Annotated in this window: 18 protein-coding genes; 11 read left to right on the top strand and 7 right to left on the bottom strand. The window is 62.9% G+C overall.

Translation table 11 applies throughout. From position 1 onward, the window contains the following. Positions 1-136: 136 nt before the first annotated feature. The 3 genes from msrB to GSQ73_RS15860 form a co-directional block, all read right to left on the bottom strand. Complete coding sequence (gene msrB / locus GSQ73_RS15870; protein WP_158885709.1) at positions 137-610, bottom strand: peptide-methionine (R)-S-oxide reductase MsrB; 474 nt, start codon at positions 608-610, stop codon at positions 137-139. A gap of 115 nt (positions 611-725) precedes the next feature. Further along, the gene (locus GSQ73_RS15865; RefSeq protein ID WP_254063427.1) at positions 726-2,597 is read right to left on the bottom strand and encodes a 3'-5' exonuclease; all 1,872 of its coding nucleotides are present in this window, start codon (positions 2,595-2,597) and stop codon (positions 726-728) included. A 71-nt stretch (positions 2,598-2,668) separates the two neighbouring features. Then, complete coding sequence (locus GSQ73_RS15860; protein WP_158885707.1) at positions 2,669-3,094, bottom strand: OsmC family protein; 426 nt, start codon at positions 3,092-3,094, stop codon at positions 2,669-2,671. A 144-nt stretch (positions 3,095-3,238) separates the two neighbouring features. Here GSQ73_RS15860 and GSQ73_RS15855 point away from each other — a divergent pair, with 144 nt between their 5' ends. The 7 genes from GSQ73_RS15855 (at position 3,239) to GSQ73_RS15825 (ending at position 7,429) form a co-directional block, all read left to right on the top strand. Further along, the gene (locus tag GSQ73_RS15855) at positions 3,239-3,514 is read left to right on the top strand and encodes a GNAT family N-acetyltransferase (RefSeq protein ID WP_158885705.1); all 276 of its coding nucleotides are present in this window, start codon (positions 3,239-3,241) and stop codon (positions 3,512-3,514) included. A 156-nt stretch (positions 3,515-3,670) separates the two neighbouring features. Beyond that, the gene (locus tag GSQ73_RS15850) at positions 3,671-4,258 is read left to right on the top strand and encodes a DUF1345 domain-containing protein (protein ID WP_158886539.1); all 588 of its coding nucleotides are present in this window, start codon (positions 3,671-3,673) and stop codon (positions 4,256-4,258) included. A gap of 58 nt (positions 4,259-4,316) precedes the next feature. Then, complete coding sequence (locus GSQ73_RS15845; RefSeq protein WP_158885703.1) at positions 4,317-5,399, top strand: nitronate monooxygenase; 1,083 nt, start codon at positions 4,317-4,319, stop codon at positions 5,397-5,399. Between the two features lie 76 nt (positions 5,400-5,475). After that, a complete protein-coding gene (gene rsfS / locus GSQ73_RS15840; RefSeq protein ID WP_158885701.1) occupies positions 5,476-5,859 on the top strand; it encodes a ribosome silencing factor in 384 nt (127 codons plus the stop codon). Between the two features lie 17 nt (positions 5,860-5,876). Next, a complete protein-coding gene (gene rlmH / locus GSQ73_RS15835) occupies positions 5,877-6,347 on the top strand; it encodes a 23S rRNA (pseudouridine(1915)-N(3))-methyltransferase RlmH (protein WP_158885699.1) in 471 nt (156 codons plus the stop codon). A gap of 27 nt (positions 6,348-6,374) precedes the next feature. Further along, positions 6,375-6,827 carry a GNAT family N-acetyltransferase gene (locus GSQ73_RS15830; RefSeq protein WP_158885697.1) on the top strand — a complete coding sequence of 151 codons (453 nt, stop codon included), beginning with the start codon at positions 6,375-6,377 and terminating at the stop codon, positions 6,825-6,827. Between the two features lie 29 nt (positions 6,828-6,856). After that, positions 6,857-7,429: a Maf family protein gene (locus GSQ73_RS15825; RefSeq protein WP_158885695.1), complete on the top strand. Its 573-nt coding sequence runs from the start codon at positions 6,857-6,859 to the stop codon at positions 7,427-7,429. 15 nt (positions 7,430-7,444) lie between these two features. Here the strand turns inward: GSQ73_RS15825 and GSQ73_RS15820 are convergent, their stop codons facing one another. Beyond that, on the bottom strand, positions 7,445-8,296 hold the full coding sequence (locus tag GSQ73_RS15820) for a type II CAAX endopeptidase family protein (RefSeq protein WP_158885694.1): 852 nt from the start codon (positions 8,294-8,296) through the stop codon (positions 7,445-7,447). 147 nt (positions 8,297-8,443) lie between these two features. Between GSQ73_RS15820 and GSQ73_RS15815 the strand changes: the two genes are divergently transcribed. Continuing rightward, positions 8,444-9,220: a class I SAM-dependent methyltransferase gene (locus GSQ73_RS15815; RefSeq protein WP_158885691.1), complete on the top strand. Its 777-nt coding sequence runs from the start codon at positions 8,444-8,446 to the stop codon at positions 9,218-9,220. Positions 9,221-9,244: 24 nt separating this feature from the next. On the opposite strand, the gene GSQ73_RS15810 is transcribed toward GSQ73_RS15815, so the two are convergent. Then, positions 9,245-9,637: an MAPEG family protein gene (locus GSQ73_RS15810; RefSeq protein ID WP_158885689.1), complete on the bottom strand. Its 393-nt coding sequence runs from the start codon at positions 9,635-9,637 to the stop codon at positions 9,245-9,247. Positions 9,638-9,749: 112 nt separating this feature from the next. On the opposite strand from GSQ73_RS15810, the gene GSQ73_RS15805 reads away from it, so the two are divergent. Next, a complete protein-coding gene (locus GSQ73_RS15805; RefSeq protein ID WP_158885687.1) occupies positions 9,750-10,622 on the top strand; it encodes a neutral zinc metallopeptidase in 873 nt (290 codons plus the stop codon). A 96-nt stretch (positions 10,623-10,718) separates the two neighbouring features. Continuing rightward, on the top strand, positions 10,719-11,093 hold the full coding sequence (locus tag GSQ73_RS15800) for a YkgJ family cysteine cluster protein (RefSeq protein WP_158885685.1): 375 nt from the start codon (positions 10,719-10,721) through the stop codon (positions 11,091-11,093). Positions 11,094-11,100: 7 nt separating this feature from the next. Here GSQ73_RS15800 and GSQ73_RS15795 read toward each other — a convergent pair whose 3' ends face one another. Together GSQ73_RS15795 and GSQ73_RS15790 are read right to left on the bottom strand one after the other, a co-directional pair. Next, on the bottom strand, positions 11,101-11,883 hold the full coding sequence (locus tag GSQ73_RS15795) for a class III extradiol ring-cleavage dioxygenase (RefSeq protein WP_158885683.1): 783 nt from the start codon (positions 11,881-11,883) through the stop codon (positions 11,101-11,103). Positions 11,884-12,006: 123 nt separating this feature from the next. After that, entirely contained in the window at positions 12,007-13,929 is a 1,923-nt protein-coding gene (locus GSQ73_RS15790; RefSeq protein ID WP_158885681.1) for a DEAD/DEAH box helicase, read from the bottom strand. A gap of 149 nt (positions 13,930-14,078) precedes the next feature. Between GSQ73_RS15790 and fghA the strand changes: the two genes are divergently transcribed. Next, positions 14,079-14,927, top strand: coding sequence for an S-formylglutathione hydrolase (fghA, locus tag GSQ73_RS15785; RefSeq protein WP_158885679.1), 849 nt, complete (start codon positions 14,079-14,081; stop codon positions 14,925-14,927). Positions 14,928-15,293 lie beyond the last annotated feature (366 nt).

Raw genomic sequence — 15,293 nt, 5'->3', positions numbered from 1 at the left:
TGCAGTGAATCAGCGACACCTGCAACGGATGCGGTGACGACTGGAAGGGATGCCAGCGGTCTGTCGCAATATATTGCAAGTGAGAATGATTCTTATTGTAAGCGAAGCGAGCGCACGCGGCAATGAGCAGACGAGGTCAGTGCGCCATATCCGGCTGACCTTCCGGTGATCTGCGTTCGAGTACGTCGGGCAAGGCATCGCCGCTTTCGGTGAAAGCCAGCGACACCGAGTTCAGGCAATGCCGGTCGCCAGTCGGCGGCGGGCCATCCGGAAACACGTGGCCAAGATGGCTGCCGCAGCGCGCACAGACTTCCTCGACGCGGATCATGCCGTAGCTGGTGTCGCGCACGAGCTTGATGTGCGAGGAATCGTAAGGCTGGAAGAAACTCGGCCAGCCGGTGCCGGAATCAAACTTTGCGCTGGAGCGGAACAACGGCAGGCCGCAGAAACGGCACGTGTAGACGCCGTCCTTGTGGTTGTCGAGAAACACACCGCAAAACGCCGCTTCGGTGCCGTGTTCGAGCAGCACGCGACGTTCGTCGGCGGACAATCCGGCCGTGATGGTCTTGCGCTGCGTATCGGTGGGCGGGTTGAGATCAAAGGCGGACATCGCGAACTCCAGTCTGAAAGGCGAGGGCAAGTGTTCTTCGTTTCATTCCAGATGGACGTTACATGTCACCGGATCAAGTGCCGGTGAGTTGGTGCGATCACGACGCCGAAGAAACTCAGGGTGATTCGTGCAACTGCGTCTGCACTTCGTTGATCGAATCGCGAATGCGTTTGCTGAACACTGAATCGTCGTGATGGATCAGCAGCAGATGCTCGGTCGCGCGCGTCATCGCCACGTAGAGCAGGCGGGCTTCATCGGCTTCGGTCTGGCCGGGTTTGGGCAGCGAGCCGAGGCCGGGAATGATCACGAACGGAAATTCCAGGCCCTTGCTGGAATGCATCGTCACCAGCTTGACGCTGTCCCCGGCTGTGAAAAGGTTTTGCTTGCCGACGCCTTCGGCGAGCTGGCTCGGGACGCCGATGCGCTGCAAGGCCTCATGCAGTTTTTCGCCTTCCCATTGATTGCGGAACAACACGGCCATGTCGGAATACGGTCGGCCGTGTGCATGCTCGTCGCGCAGCCGCGCGATCAACACATCGAGCTGTGCGCTGGCCGTGTCGGTTCGCACGAGTTCGGGTAGGGCGCCGCGACGGCCCGCGCTTTCCGGCGAGATCAGCGGAACGCCGTCGTCATCGTCGCCGCGCGATTGCAGCAATTCGCTGGCGAACACGCGTGCCACCGAGAGGATCTCCAGCGTGTTGCGGTAGTTGAGCTTGAGAATCGTGGTGCGGCCCTGCGCCTGCACACCGAGGCTTTTCCAGCTGATGCGACGGCGATCGGCGTTGCCGTAGATGTTCTGCGCATCGTCGTACAACACGAGGAGCGAGTTGGTCGCCGGGTCGATCATCTGCACGATGAGCTTGTACCACTCCGGTTCGAAGTCATGCCCTTCGTCGATCAGCACGGCGCCGTACTGGAAGCGCGGAATCTGGCCGCGATCCACGCCGGCGATCACAGCGGGTGGCAACGCATCGGCGAAAACTTTTCCGTTACCCGATGGCAGCGGCTCGTTGTACGCCACCAGCATTTTCCGGCACCACTTGTGGAAGTTGTAGACCTGTACTTTTTCGCTGAGCCCGCGCTCGCCGATCAGTTGTTCGAGCCGTGCGGCCAGTGTCTTGTTGTAGCAGAGCACCAGGATGGGCTTTCCCATGTCACGCGCGAGCTGCATGGCGCGGAAGCCGAGGATCATCGTCTTGCCGGAGCCGGCGACGCCGTGGATCACGCGATGCTCGCCGCCGATCGAGCGCGCCAGTTGCTCTTGCTGCGAATCCATCACCTTGACCAGGTCGGGAATTTCCAGCGGACGCACGGCCGCGTCGGTGGGACCGAACAGACCGAACTGGCCGCTGCCCGCTTCCACGCGCAATTCCGGAAACAGATGCCAACGCACCCGATCGATCTGCGGCAAGGTCAGCGTGACCGGAAACACTTGCGGGAACATTGCCCACAGCCGTTCCTGAAACGCTTCGGCGTCGACCGTTTCGTACAGTTCATCACGGCAGATCACCAGATGATCGGGCAGCACGTCGCCCAGAGCACCTTCATCGAATTGCTTGCGAGTGATGTTGGCCATCACCACGCCCCAGGCCCACGGCATGATCAGCTTGCCCGTGTGACGCGAGCCCTCGGGATGGCGCAGCGCCGGATCCCGTTCCAGTACCACGCCGATTTCCAGCGCGTACGCGCGCGCTTGCAGCAGCGGGTTGGTTTCCTTCACCAGTCCGCGATCGGTAACCAAAGTGAACTGCGTGCTGTCGGCATGACGGATGGTGTCGACTTTCCAGTCCTTCACTTCCAGAACCAGCAGGCCGCGGCGTGGATGGAATACCACGAAATCCGGATGGCGCTGCTTCACCCCGACCGGCACGTCGTACCAGAGCAGGTAGTCGTCTTCGAGTTTCTGTTCCAGCCGCTCGGAAACGCGCTTCTCGCCGCCGGTCATGCGCGGCAGGCAGCTGTTGCGTGTGGGAATGAGAGTTGCCACCGGAGCCCCTGCGGTTCACGTACCCAGCGGACGTTAGCCGAACCGCGGGGGCTGTCAATGCCGTGCGTGGATCAACTCTCGAGCGTGGCGTCCAGCGAGATGCTCGCCTTGAGTACCTTGGAAACCGGACAGGCCAGCTTGGTTTCCTGCGCGATCTTGTCGAACGTGGCCGCATCGGTACCGGGCACCTTCGCTTTGCAGGTCAGGTGCGAAGTGGTGATCGAGAAACCGTCGCCGTCCTTGTCCAGCGTTACCACGGCCTTGGTATCGATGCTGTCGGCAGTGAGGCCCGCGTTGCCCAGCCCGAGCGACAGCGCCATGGTGAAACACGCGGCGTGAGCGGCGGCGATCAGCTCTTCCGGATTGGTGCCCGGGCCATCTTCGAAGCGCGACTTGAAGCCATACGGCGCTTCACGCAGCACGCCGGTTTCGGTCGAGATGCTGCCCTGGCCGTCCTTGATGCCGCCGGACCAGTGGGCGGATGCGGATTTCTTCATGGGGTTCTCCGTGGGTGATGAACAGAACGGCGAGTATGGCCCGCGATCCATACAGAAAATGCGAACCCAGCGATCGCCTGGCTTCACCTGCGGTTACCGTTCGTGGCACGTATGCTTGCGCCTTTCCGCCGCACAGGATTTCGCATGACACCCGCCATCCAGCATGACCGCGCCGCCCACCGATTCGAAACCATCGTTGAGGGTTCGCATTGCGAACTCGATTACATGCTCGCCGCCGGTGTGATGACGATCACCCACACCGGCGTGCCCGATGCGGTGGGCGGACGCGGCATCGCCTCGGCCCTGGTGGAAGCAGCGCTGACGACGGCGCGCCAGGAAGGTTGGAAGGTCGTGCCGGCCTGTTCGTACGCGGTGGCGTGGATGCGCCGCCATCCCGGCTTCGACGACCTGCGATCCTGAAACCGTTCGCTATCATGGGCGGATACGCGGCTGTCGTGCCGCACTCGGGAGCAGCGTGTGAGCAATGACGAATCGGCTGTGGCAGCGCGGCGCAAGAAGCGCGGATGGCGACCGTTTCGCTATTTGAAATCCCGCCCGAGAACGATTCTCTCGCTGATGATCTTCGTGCTCGCGGCGGCGGCGCTGCTGGCGCTGGATTTCCGTCCGGCCACCGCCGTGCTGCTTGCTTTCGATCTGGCTGCCATCGTGTTCCTGAGCATCATGGCGCACATGTTCAACAAGGCGAACACCGCTCACATGCGCACGCAGGCGAAGGCGATGGACACCGGTCGCTGGGGCATTCTCTGGAGCGGCATCGTGTTGTCGACGGTCGTACTGGTGGCGCTGAGCAACGAGCTGCACGCGGCGAAGGTCGGCGGCGTGCTTGCACTGGTGATCGGTGCGATCAGCGTGGTGCTGAGTTGGTTGTTCCTCAACACCATGTTCGCCATTCACTACGCGCACGGTTTCTACGGTGATTTCGGCGACAAGCACACGGGCCTCGATTTTCCCGAAACGCCGCATCCCGATTACTGGGATTTCACTTATTTCGCGATCGTCATCGGCATGTGCTTCCAGGTATCCGACGTGCAAGTCACCAGCCGTTATCTGCGCCGCGTGGTGCTGCTGCACAGCGTGATCGCGTTCTTCTTCAACGTGTTCATCATCGCGATCACGGTGAACATCGTCGCTGGCCAGAGCTAGCGCGCGATGTCCTTCGCGGTCATCGGCGTGTCAACGAATCGCTGGAGGCTGATGGACCATGAATGATTCCTTCGCACGACGTCTGGGCATCGAGCATCCGCTGATCCAGGCGCCGATGGCGGGTTCCACCACGCCTGCACTGGTGTCCGCGGTGTCGAACGCAGGCGGACTCGGTTCGGTCGGCGCAGGTTATCTGGAACCGCAGGCGATCCTCGATCAGGCGCAGGCGATCGGCGCACTGACCGATCGCCCGTATGCGATCGGCCTTTTCGTGTTGCCCGATGAATTCGATGCGGACATGGCTGCCGTGGCGAAAGCGCGCGAACAACTTGATGCGCTGATGGCACGCGAAGGCCTCGACGTGCGCACCAGCCTGCCGATGCGCTGGGCCCCGCGCGCGTCCGATCAGTTCGCGGCGCTCTGCGAAGCACGGCCCGCAGCAGCGAGCTTCGCCTTCGGCGTGATCAGTCCGACGCAATTGCGCGCGTTGCACGAGCGAGACATCTACGTGATCGGCACCGCGACCACCGTGGCCGAAGCGCTGGCCTGGGCAGATGGCGGCGCTGATGCGGTGTGCGTGCAAGGCGCGGAGGCGGGTGGTCATCGCAGTACATTCCTGCACGATGCGGAGGACGCAATGATCGGCCTGTTCGCGCTGCTGCCGCTGACCGTTCGCGCGCTCGCAGCGCACGACAGGAACATTCCAGTGATCGCTGCCGGTGGCATCATGGATGGTCGAGGCATGCTTGCGACGGAAGTGCTTGGCGCGGCCGGCAGCCAGCTCGGTACGGCCTTCCTCACATGTCCCGAATGTTCCGCCGCCGAGGCGTGGAAGCGCGACCTGCCGCAGGTGCAGGTTCACCAGGTGACCACTATCCGCGGCTTTTCGGGTCGCGCCGCCAGAGGCCTGCGCAACCGCTTTGTCGAAGCCATGCCAGAGGCCGCGCAAGGCCTGCCGTATCCGGTGTTGAACGCACTGACTGCGCCACTTCGACGCGCCGCAGCTGCCGCCGGGCGAGGCGATCTGCTGTCCGAATGGTGCGGCCAGGCGGCTAGCATGGTTCGGCCTCAACCGGCGGCCGAACTGGTGACCCGCCTGATGCACGAGTACCGCCTGGCGAAACGCGAACTGGCACATTGACTTGCCCGCCATGGCGGGGCGGTATACTGCGCCCGCCATCGCACCTGCGATCCGCACGAGGCCAGACCACTTGAGCATGACTCAACGCAGTAAATCGACCGTCACCACACCCGTCCTTCGCAAGCACGTCATCGACGCGCTGGAAGATCTCAAGGCCAAGGACATCCGCGAGATCGACGTTCGCGGCAAAACCTCCATCGCCGACCTGCTGGTCATCGCGTCGGGCACGTCCGCCCGCCACGTCAAATCCATCGCCGACGAAGTCACCCGCGGCGCCAAGAAAGCGGGCGTCATGCCGCTGGGCGTCGAAGGCGAAGTGGAAGGCGAATGGGTATTGGTGGATCTGGGCGACGTGATCGTGCACGTGATGCTGCCACGCATCCGCGAGTTCTACGGACTCGAGCGACTGTGGACGGTGGGCGACCGTGGCCACGAAGCCGACGCTGCCCAAGCTGGCTGAAGCGACAGATCGCCGGCATGCGCGCACGACTGATTGCCGTCGGCGAACGCATGCCCGGCTGGGTCGCCGAGGGTTTCGCGGAATATCGCAAACGCCTTTCGCACGATCTGCCCATCGAACTTGTCGAACTGAAACCCGGCCTGCGTGGCAAGGGTCGCGACGACGTGCGCGCGATGCAGGATGAAGGCGCCGCGATCCTCGCCGCGCTTCCGCACGACACGCATGTCGTCGCGCTCGACGGGCGCGGCAAGGCATGGTCCAGCGAGGAACTCGCCGGGCAGCTCGTCAGCTGGCGCATGGCCGGTCGTGATCTCGCGTTTCTGATCGGTGGTCCGGACGGCCACGCAGCCGACGTTCTCGCGCGTGCAAATCAACGCTGGTCGCTCGGTCCGTTGACGTTGCCACATATGCTGGTGCGGCTGGTGCTGGCAGAACAGCTTTACCGCGCCACCACCATCGTCGCCGGGCATCCCTATCACCGCGCGTGAGCGCCATTCGTCGAGGAGCGTGTCGCCATGTCGTTGCAGATTCGGGAAGCCACACTTCGGGACATCAATGCCGTCACTGTCTTGTTCGATGGCTATCGACAGTTCTACGGACAGCCCGCGGACATTTCGCGCGCACGCGACTTTCTCGCCGAGCGCATCGCCAATCGCGAATCGCTCATCCTGCTCGCGCGTGGCGAAGGCGATGAAGCGGCGCTCGGATTCACCCAGCTGTATCCGCTGTTTTCATCGGTGCGCACGGTGCGCACCTGGCTGCTCAACGATTTGTTCGTTGCGTCCGCAGCGCGGCGCCGTGGCGTGGCTGCCGCCTTGATCAACGCTGCGGTCGATGCAGCGCGCGCACGCGGTGCGGCCAGTCTGTCGTTGTCCACGGCGCTGGACAACGCACCAGCGCAGGCGCTGTACGAATCGATGGGTTGGCAGCGCGACCGACAGTTCTGCGAGTACATGCTCACGCTTTGATTCGTTCGCGGCCTTCGCCTGGAATAACGATGCTCTATCTTGCTTCCCAATCGCCGCGTCGACGCCAGTTGCTGGAGCAACTCGGCTTTCCGTTCAATGTGCTTGATGTCGATGTAGCAGAACACCGCGAACCGAACGAATCCCCACACGATTACGTTAGCCGCGTGGCACGCGACAAAGCGCGCGCCGGCCTGCGAAAACTTGCTGGTATCGAAGGTGTCTGCGTGCTTGGTGCCGATACCGAGGTGGTGTTGGACAATGATGTTTTCGGCAAGCCGGCCAGTGACGCCGACGCCGCTGCGATGTTGCGTCGGCTGTCGGGGCGACCGCATGCGGTCATCTCGATCGTGTGGCTGGTCAGCGCCTCTGGCGAGCAATGCGCGGTGAGCACATCGCAAGTTCGCTTCGCCGCGCTCAGCGAAAAAGTGATCGCTGACTATGTCGCTACCGGCGAGCCGTTCGGCAAGGCTGGCGCTTATGCGATCCAGGGCCGTGGGGGTATGTTGATCGAGCATCTCGAAGGCAGCTATTCCGGCGTCATGGGGCTGCCGGTTTTTGAAACGTCGCAGTTGCTTCGCGAGTTCGGCATCTTGCCAAGGTGATGTGTCGAGCTGCGATCAACCCGGCTTGATCACCAAGAACCAGGCCAGCATCGCCAGCGCGTTGTTCGTTGCATGCGTGAGCACGGCCGGCCAGATCGAGCCGGATTTCAGGCGTATCCACGACAGTGCCAGCGCAAGCAGGAACAGATCGGGCAGCGCGTACCACTGGAGTTTCAGTCCCGGCAGGTGGATGAGCACGAACAACAGCGACGTGACAGCCACGGCCCAGCCCACCTGCCATCGACGCATCAGGGCGGACAGCAGCAGGCCGCGAAAAAGCAGCTCTTCGACGATCGGCCCCAGCGTAGCCACCATCAACGCAAGCACCACGCGCGTTCCAATTTGCGCCTGCGCGCCAAGCTGCTGGATGTCCTGCGACACCGGATGATCGCCGGCCAATACGTGTGTCACCGCGCCACCAAGCATCGGTGCGGCAATACCCAAAGCGATCGCCACGATGAAAAACGCGGACGCGTTTGGCATCGCAAAACCGAATCCCGGCGGGTCCGGCATCGACCAGAATCTCGGCCATTTCTTCCACGCCATCCACAACGTCAGCAGCGCCGAGCCGACCAGTACCGCAATGATCAGCGCTGCATGGATATCCGGCTGTTCGAGCGTGGTCTGGACGCGCGGCTCCAGTCCTGCGAGCGCCGCCCATCCTCCATGCAGAAAGGCCTGCACGCCGACGATGACGGCGACCACCAGTCCGGCAACCAGGCCCAGCCCGATCTGCAGCAGGAAATACATCGCGATGAAGCCGATCGCCACGCCAAGACCCGGCGCACGCGGCGATGCAGACGGCGGCGACGCTCGCATCGGCAAGGGCGGCGGCGACGTGGGTACGTTGTGGAGGAGAGTGTCCATTCGAGTCGTGGCAATCCTTGGCGAGCCGTGATGTGTACAGTGCGAATGCATGTTCGCATGCCTGGCGCCAGCGATATATTAGGGCTGCTTTCCTCGCCGCCGAGTTCGGGTAGCGGCCAACGACAATCGGATAAAGGGGGCGTGGGCATGACCATCGATTTCGGCAGGGCGGCAGGTGACTACGCACGACATCGCGCAGGGTTTCCCGAGGCGTTCTTCGATCGACTAATGAGCGACGGAACCGTGCGACGCGACGACGTCGTGCTGGATCTGGGAACAGGCACCGGAACGGTTGCGCGCGGACTGGCGTTGCGCGGATGCGATGTCACCGGGCTTGATCCTTCCGCGCCGCTGCTGGCGCAGGCAGCCGAACTCGATCAGGCCGCTGGCGTCACGGTGAAACAAGTGCGAGCGCGCGTGGAGAATGCCGAGTTCGATCCGGCATCGTTCGACGTGATCACGGCAGGACAGTGCTGGCACTGGTTCGACCGACCCAAGGCAGCCACATTGGCGCGCCGCTGGCTGAAAGCGAACGGACGCCTGGTGATCGCGCATTTCGACTGGCTGCCGCTGGCTGGCAATCTGGTGCAGGCCACCGAACGCCTGATCCTCGCGCATAACCCGGGCTGGACCATGCACAGTGGCAGCGGCATCTATCCGGCGTGGATGAAAGATGTGGCCGAAGCGGGTTTCGTCGAACTGCAGACCCACTCATTCGACATCGATGTGCCTTACAGCCACGAAGCATGGCGGGGGCGCATCCGTGCCAGCGCCGGTGTCGGCGCGAGTCTCGACGATGCGAAAGTGCAGCGATTCGATGCGGAGCTCGCCGCGCTGATGGCGAAGAATTATTCCGCGCAGCCGATGGCAGTTCCGCATCGGGTCTGGTTTCTCAGTGCGGTGAATCCCGGCCAGTCCGACTAAGCGGATCAGATCAGCGCGGCGCCATCAACCCAGCATCATGGCGCGCCCGACGCCGAAGCACGCCAGCAACAGCAGCACAGCCCAGGCCACCATCGAAACCGTGTAACCCCCGGCGCGTTTTTCGGCGGCGCCGAGATACGCCACCGCGTACCACACGCGCCCGACGAGCCACACCAATCCGATCAATCCGGCCCAGCCGGTGAAACCGTAATTAGCGGCCAGCCACAGTAGGGGCAGGAACATCACGGTGTTTTCCAGCGTGTTCATCTGCACGCGATAAGCGCGCTCGAACGCAGGATGGCCCACTGTCGCCGGCGCCTTGATGTCGTACTTGTAGCGTGCCTTTCCGGCCACCCAGACGGTACCGAACAACAGCAACATGGTGAGCAGGGTAACCAGGGCGGGCAGCTGAGTCATCGGTGGGTCCTCGTGAAAAGTCACCTACTGTAACTGCAGCGAATGCGTGGCGTGATGCCGCGCAAGGCGCTATCTTCGCGCGGACATCGACAGATTGATCAGCGAGGGACGTATGGATTGGCAGAAGGGTGAAAGCAGCGACAACGTCGAGGTCGACAGCGGCGGTGGTGGCGGTGGCGGCCCGCGCTTTGGCGGCGGTCGCGGCATGGGTCTGGGCGGCTTGATCGTGCTGGCGCTGATCGGCTGGATCTTCTTCAAGAATCCGCTGGCATTGCTCGATCAGGGCGGCGGTCAGTCGTCGTCCTACGCGCCTACGCAGGCGGGCACGCCGGCGCAGGTCGATCCGCAGCAGAAGGAGTTCGTCAGTCGCATCCTCGGCTCGACCGAGAAAACCTGGGGCGATATTTTCGCGGCCAGCGGCAAGACGTATGTCGATCCCAAGCTTGATCTCTTCACCGGCGGTGTGAATACGGCATGCGGCGCGGCTTCCACTGCGGTCGGTCCGTTCTATTGCCCGGGCGATCAGAAAGTCTATCTCGACGTGGCGTTCTTCCAGGAATTGCAGGATCGCTTCCACGCCTCCGGCGATTTCGCGCGCGCGTATGTGATCGCCCATGAAGTCGGGCACCACGTGCAGAAACTGACCGGCATCTTCGACAAGGTCGATGACGCCCGGCGCCGCGGCGCGCCGATGGATGGCGCCGATGGCTTGTCGGTGCGGCAGGAATTGCAAGCGGATTGCTTCGCCGGCGTGTGGGCAAACCACAGCCAGCAGCGCCTGCAATGGTTGCAGCCAGGCGACATCGAGTCGGCTTTGAATGCAGCCAGCCAGATCGGCGACGATAACCTGCAGAAGCAGGCGCAAGGTCGCGTGGTGCCCGACTCGTTCACGCACGGCACGTCGGCGCAACGCGTGAAGTGGTTCAAGGCCGGTTTCGACAGCGGCGACATGGGCCAATGCAATACGTTTGCCGGAGAACCTTGAGCCGGTTGCATCAAGTTTTCGAAAGCCCGCCGATTGGCGGGCTTTCATCTTGTGCGTTGACGAACGCCGCGTCGTGATTGTCTGTCAGTCGAACCGATGAAACATCCCTGCCTCCATTGCGGCGCGTGCTGCGCTTATTTTCGCGTCGCATTCCATTGGTCGGAAGCCGATGCGTCGCTAGGTGGCGTCGTGCCGTCTGAACTCACGGAGAAACTTGATCCGCATCGTCTCGCCATGCGCGGCACCAACGCCTCGAAACCGCGTTGCGTCGCGTTGCGTGGCACGGTGGGCGAGGCGGCGCATTGCGGCATCTACGCGGAGCGACCCTCGGTGTGTCGCGAGGTACAACCGTCCTGGGAATCAGGCGCGGTAAGCGCGCAATGCGACAAGGCGCGCCTCGCTCATGGACTTGCGTTGCTCACGCCGCAGGACTGGTTGCAGCCATACGACACCGATGTAACGTCCGACTGACTGCGACTCAGTCGAATCGGTAGATGTCCATCGCCAGGAAACCCATGTCGACGCCTGCATCGATGCGCTGCGCATGTGCCTTGTCGCCCGCCGCACCCAGTGCGACGAACAGCGGCAGCAGATGTTCATCGGTGGGATGCGCGCGTTCGGCGAACGGCGCCTGCTTTCGATAGTCGAGCAGTGCATCAACATCGCCTGCCGCCAGCTTTTGCTCGATCCACTCGATGAAAGGACGCACGTACGGCGCCTGCCGCTCGTCGCTGTAACCCGCGCCGAAGTCATGCAGGTTATGCGTGATGCTGCCCGAGCCGATCACCAGCACGCCTTCGTCGCGAAGCGGTGCCAGCGCCTGGCCGATCGCGTATGGATGCGTGGGCCCGAGTTCCGGCTGAATCGAGATCGTCACCACCGGAATGTCGGCGGCGGGATACAACAACCGCAGCGGCACCCAGGTGCCGTGATCGAATCCGCGTTCTTGATTCGCAACCGGCGCGAGCCCGGTTTGATCAATCAGCTCGATAACGCGCGCAGCGAGCTGTGGATCGCCTGGAGCCGGATAACGCACTTCGTAGAGCGCCGGCGGAAAGCCGCGAAAGTCGTGGATGGTCGGTGGTGTCGCGGCAACCGCAACTTGCGGCTGACGCGACAGGAAATGCGCGCTGGCGATCACGATGGCTTTGGGCCGCGGAAGCGCAGCGGCGAGTTCCGCCAGCCGTTTACCGGTGAGGCCCGCGTGCAGCGCGGTCATCGGCGAACCGTGGGAAATGTACAAACTGGGCAAGGCGGCCATCGAAGCGCTCGCTGAAAGGGTTGCCCATGAAGTATGGCAACACGACAGGTTTTTCAGCGCCAGCTATGGGAAACGTTCCGTCGCCCGACTGAAACAATCGGAGACGGAAATAATCCATGCAACTTACTTGCGATGCGGCGGCTTGCTGCCGTGCCGCGGTTTCGCATCGCCACCTTTGAAGCCACCGGGCTTGAATCCGCCGGGTTTCTTGAAACCGCCGGGCTTGTGCGAAGGCGCAGAAGCATTGCCGGCGTCGGTATCGGTGCCATCCCATTCGTGGATGCGCAACTGCTGCTGCACCACCCACACTTTTTTCAGGTGTTCGAACACTTCGTTGGGCATGCCGTCGGGCAGGTCGATCAGGCTGTAATGGCCACGAATGCTGAGGCGTCCGATGAACTGGCTCTCGAGCCCGGCTTCGTTGGCGATGGCGCCGACGATGTTGCCCGGTTTCACGCCGTGCTCGTGACCGACTTCGATGCGGTAGGTTTTCTTGCCTTCCTCGGTGGCATGAGCGCGGGTCGGGCGCGGCGAGAAATCGCGCGACGGCGCGCCATCATGCGCAGCATTCGGCCGATGATCGCGTGACGGTCGCGAGATCGCGTCGCGTTCGACTTGGGCGCGCTTGTCATCGGGGCGGCTGCGCGGCGGCTTGTCACGCGATGACGCTTCGCGCATGGCTGGTTCGTATTTCTCTCGCTTCGGCTGTGGCGCCAGCAGCAACGGCTGGTCGCCCTGCGCGATACGCGCCAGCGCGGCAGCGATCTCGATCGCCGGCACGTTGTGTTCCTGCTCGTACTGCTCGATCAGCTTCTGGAATTCGCCCAGGCTGCCTTGCGCGAGCATGTCGCTGATGCGCTGCTTGAACTTGCCGATGCGCACGTCGTTGACCACATCGACCGATGGCAACTGCATCTGCTCGATCGGCTGGCGCGTGGCGCGCTCGATCGCGCCCAGCATGCCGCGCTCGCGCGGGCTCACGAACAGGATCGCCTCGCCGCTGCGACCGGCACGACCGGTGCGGCCGATGCGATGCACGTAGCTTTCGGTGTCGTACGGAATGTCGTAGTTGAACACGTGGCTGATGCGATCCACGTCGAGTCCGCGCGCGGCGACGTCAGTGGCAACCAGAATGTCAAGCTTGCCGTCCTTCAACTGCTGGATCACCCGCTCGCGCTGCGGCTGCGCGATGTCGCCGTTGATCGCCGCCGCAGCCAGGCCGCGTGCCTGCAGTTTGCCGGCGAGCTCCTCGGTCGCCTGCTTGGTGCGCGCAAAGATGATCATCGCGTCGAACGGTTCGGCTTCGAGAATGCGCGTCAACGCATCGAGCTTGTGCATGCCGCTGACGAACCAGTAGCGCTGGCGGATGTTCGGCGCGGTGGTGGTCGAGGACTTGATCGTGACTTCGACCGGATCCTTCAGATGGCGCTGCGCGATCTTGCGGATGACGCTGGGCATCGTCGCCGAGAACAGCGCAACCTGACGTTCCGGCGGCGTGGCCTGCAGCACTTTCTCGACGTCGTCGATGAAGCCCATGCGCAGCATTTCGTCGGCTTCGTCCAGCACCAGAAAACGCAACTCGGAAAGATCCAGCGTGCCCTTGTCCATGTGATCGATCACGCGGCCGGGCGTACCGACGACGACGTGCACGCCGCGCTTGAGCGAGTGCAACTGCGGACCGTAACTCTGGCCGCCGTAAATCGGCAACACCTGAAAACCAGGGATGTGAGCGGCGTAACGCTGGAATGCTTCGGCCACCTGAATGGCCAGCTCGCGTGTCGGCGCCAGCACCAGCGCCTGCGGCTTGCCGGCGCGCGGATTGATGCGCGACAGAATCGGCAACGCGAATGCGGCAGTCTTGCCAGTGCCGGTCTGCGCCTGGCCGAGCACGTCGCGGCCTTCCATCAGCGGCGGAATCGTGGCGGCCTGAATCGGTGACGGCGATTCATAGCCGACATCGGCGAGGACACGCAGAACGTCGGGATGCAGTGCGAGTGCGCCAAAGCCGGACGGAACCGGGGCGTTGTCGGAGACGGGGGATGACATGGGAACCTCGAAACAGGGAGAGCGGCAGCCGGAGGTGTGGCGCGCAAGCGGCGCATTCTACCATTTCAGGTGCGGGCGCGCCGCTGGTTTGGCTGAACGGTCCGGCACGCGGCGTTATGATCGGCGGTCCCTGTTCCGCGAGGAAGCTCATGACCACGATCGAGACCATCGGCGAACAACGCTGCCACGGCGGTATTCAGGGGTTTTACCGGCATGTGTCCGAATGCTGCGCGGGGCCGATGCGCTTCGCCGTGTACCAGCCGCCGCAGGCTGCCAGTCAGCGTTGCCCGGTCGTTTATTTCCTCGCCGGGCTGACATGCACCGAGGAAACAGCCGCCATCAAATCCGGTGCGCAGCGTGTCGCGGCCGAGCTGGGCTTGATCCTGGTCATGCCCGACACCAGTCCGCGCGACACGGGCATCGAAGGAGCGACCGGCGATTGGGAATTCGGCGAAGGCGCGGGCTTCTATGTCGATGCGACCGAAACGCCGTGGTCGTCTCGCTTCCGCATGCACAGCTATGTCGCGCACGAACTGCCGGCATTGATCGCCGAACACTTTCCGGCGGACGTTGCGCGCAGCGGCATCTTCGGCCATTCCATGGGCGGGCATGGTGCGCTGACCATCGCGTTGAAACATCCATCGAACTATCAATCCGTTTCTGCCTTCGCGCCGATCGTGGCGCCGAGCGAAGTGCCTTGGGGCAGGAAGGCAATGCCGCGTTATCTCGGCGACGATCCGGCGGCGTGGGCGAATTACGACGCCTGTGAACTGGTGCGCCGCCAGACATTTCCGGGCACGATTTTGATCGATCAAGGCGAGGCCGATGCGTTCCTGGAAGCGCAGCTGAAACCGGAGCTCTTCGATCAGGCTTGCGCCGAAGCCGGGCAAGCATTGCTGCTGCGACGTCATCCGGGTTATGACCACAGCTACTACTTCATCGCCAGTTTCATCGAAGAGCATCTGCGTCACCATGCGCAGGCGCTGAATTCAGCGTGATCGCGCGGAGACGCAGCGAACCGGCATGCGTTCGCTTGAAACCGACGACGCATCGATTCTGCAGAGGTTTCGCGTGCGGAAGCGCGCGCACCTGAGTCCTTGGGAACCCCTGCGCGACGATCGTCATTGCACGCTCGAAGGCTGTCGAGAGTTCATCGCCGACGCGAGCGAAAAGATCGCGCAGGATCGTTGCTATTTGTTCGCGGTGTTCAGCGCGGATGAGGCGCGGATCATCGCGACATTCAACCTCGCCAACATCGTGCGAGGTGTTTTTCAGGCGTGTCATCTCGGATATGCGATAGCGACGAATCAATTCGCAACGATGTTCAAGACCCCTTGCCACCAGACTTCTGAAACGACGTGGCG

This window comes from Rhodanobacter sp. L36 (assembly GCF_009765755.1).
In the GTDB taxonomy this organism is placed as follows: Bacteria; Pseudomonadota; Gammaproteobacteria; order Xanthomonadales; family Rhodanobacteraceae; genus Rhodanobacter.
This window is presented reverse-complemented; position numbering and strand designations above follow the sequence as displayed.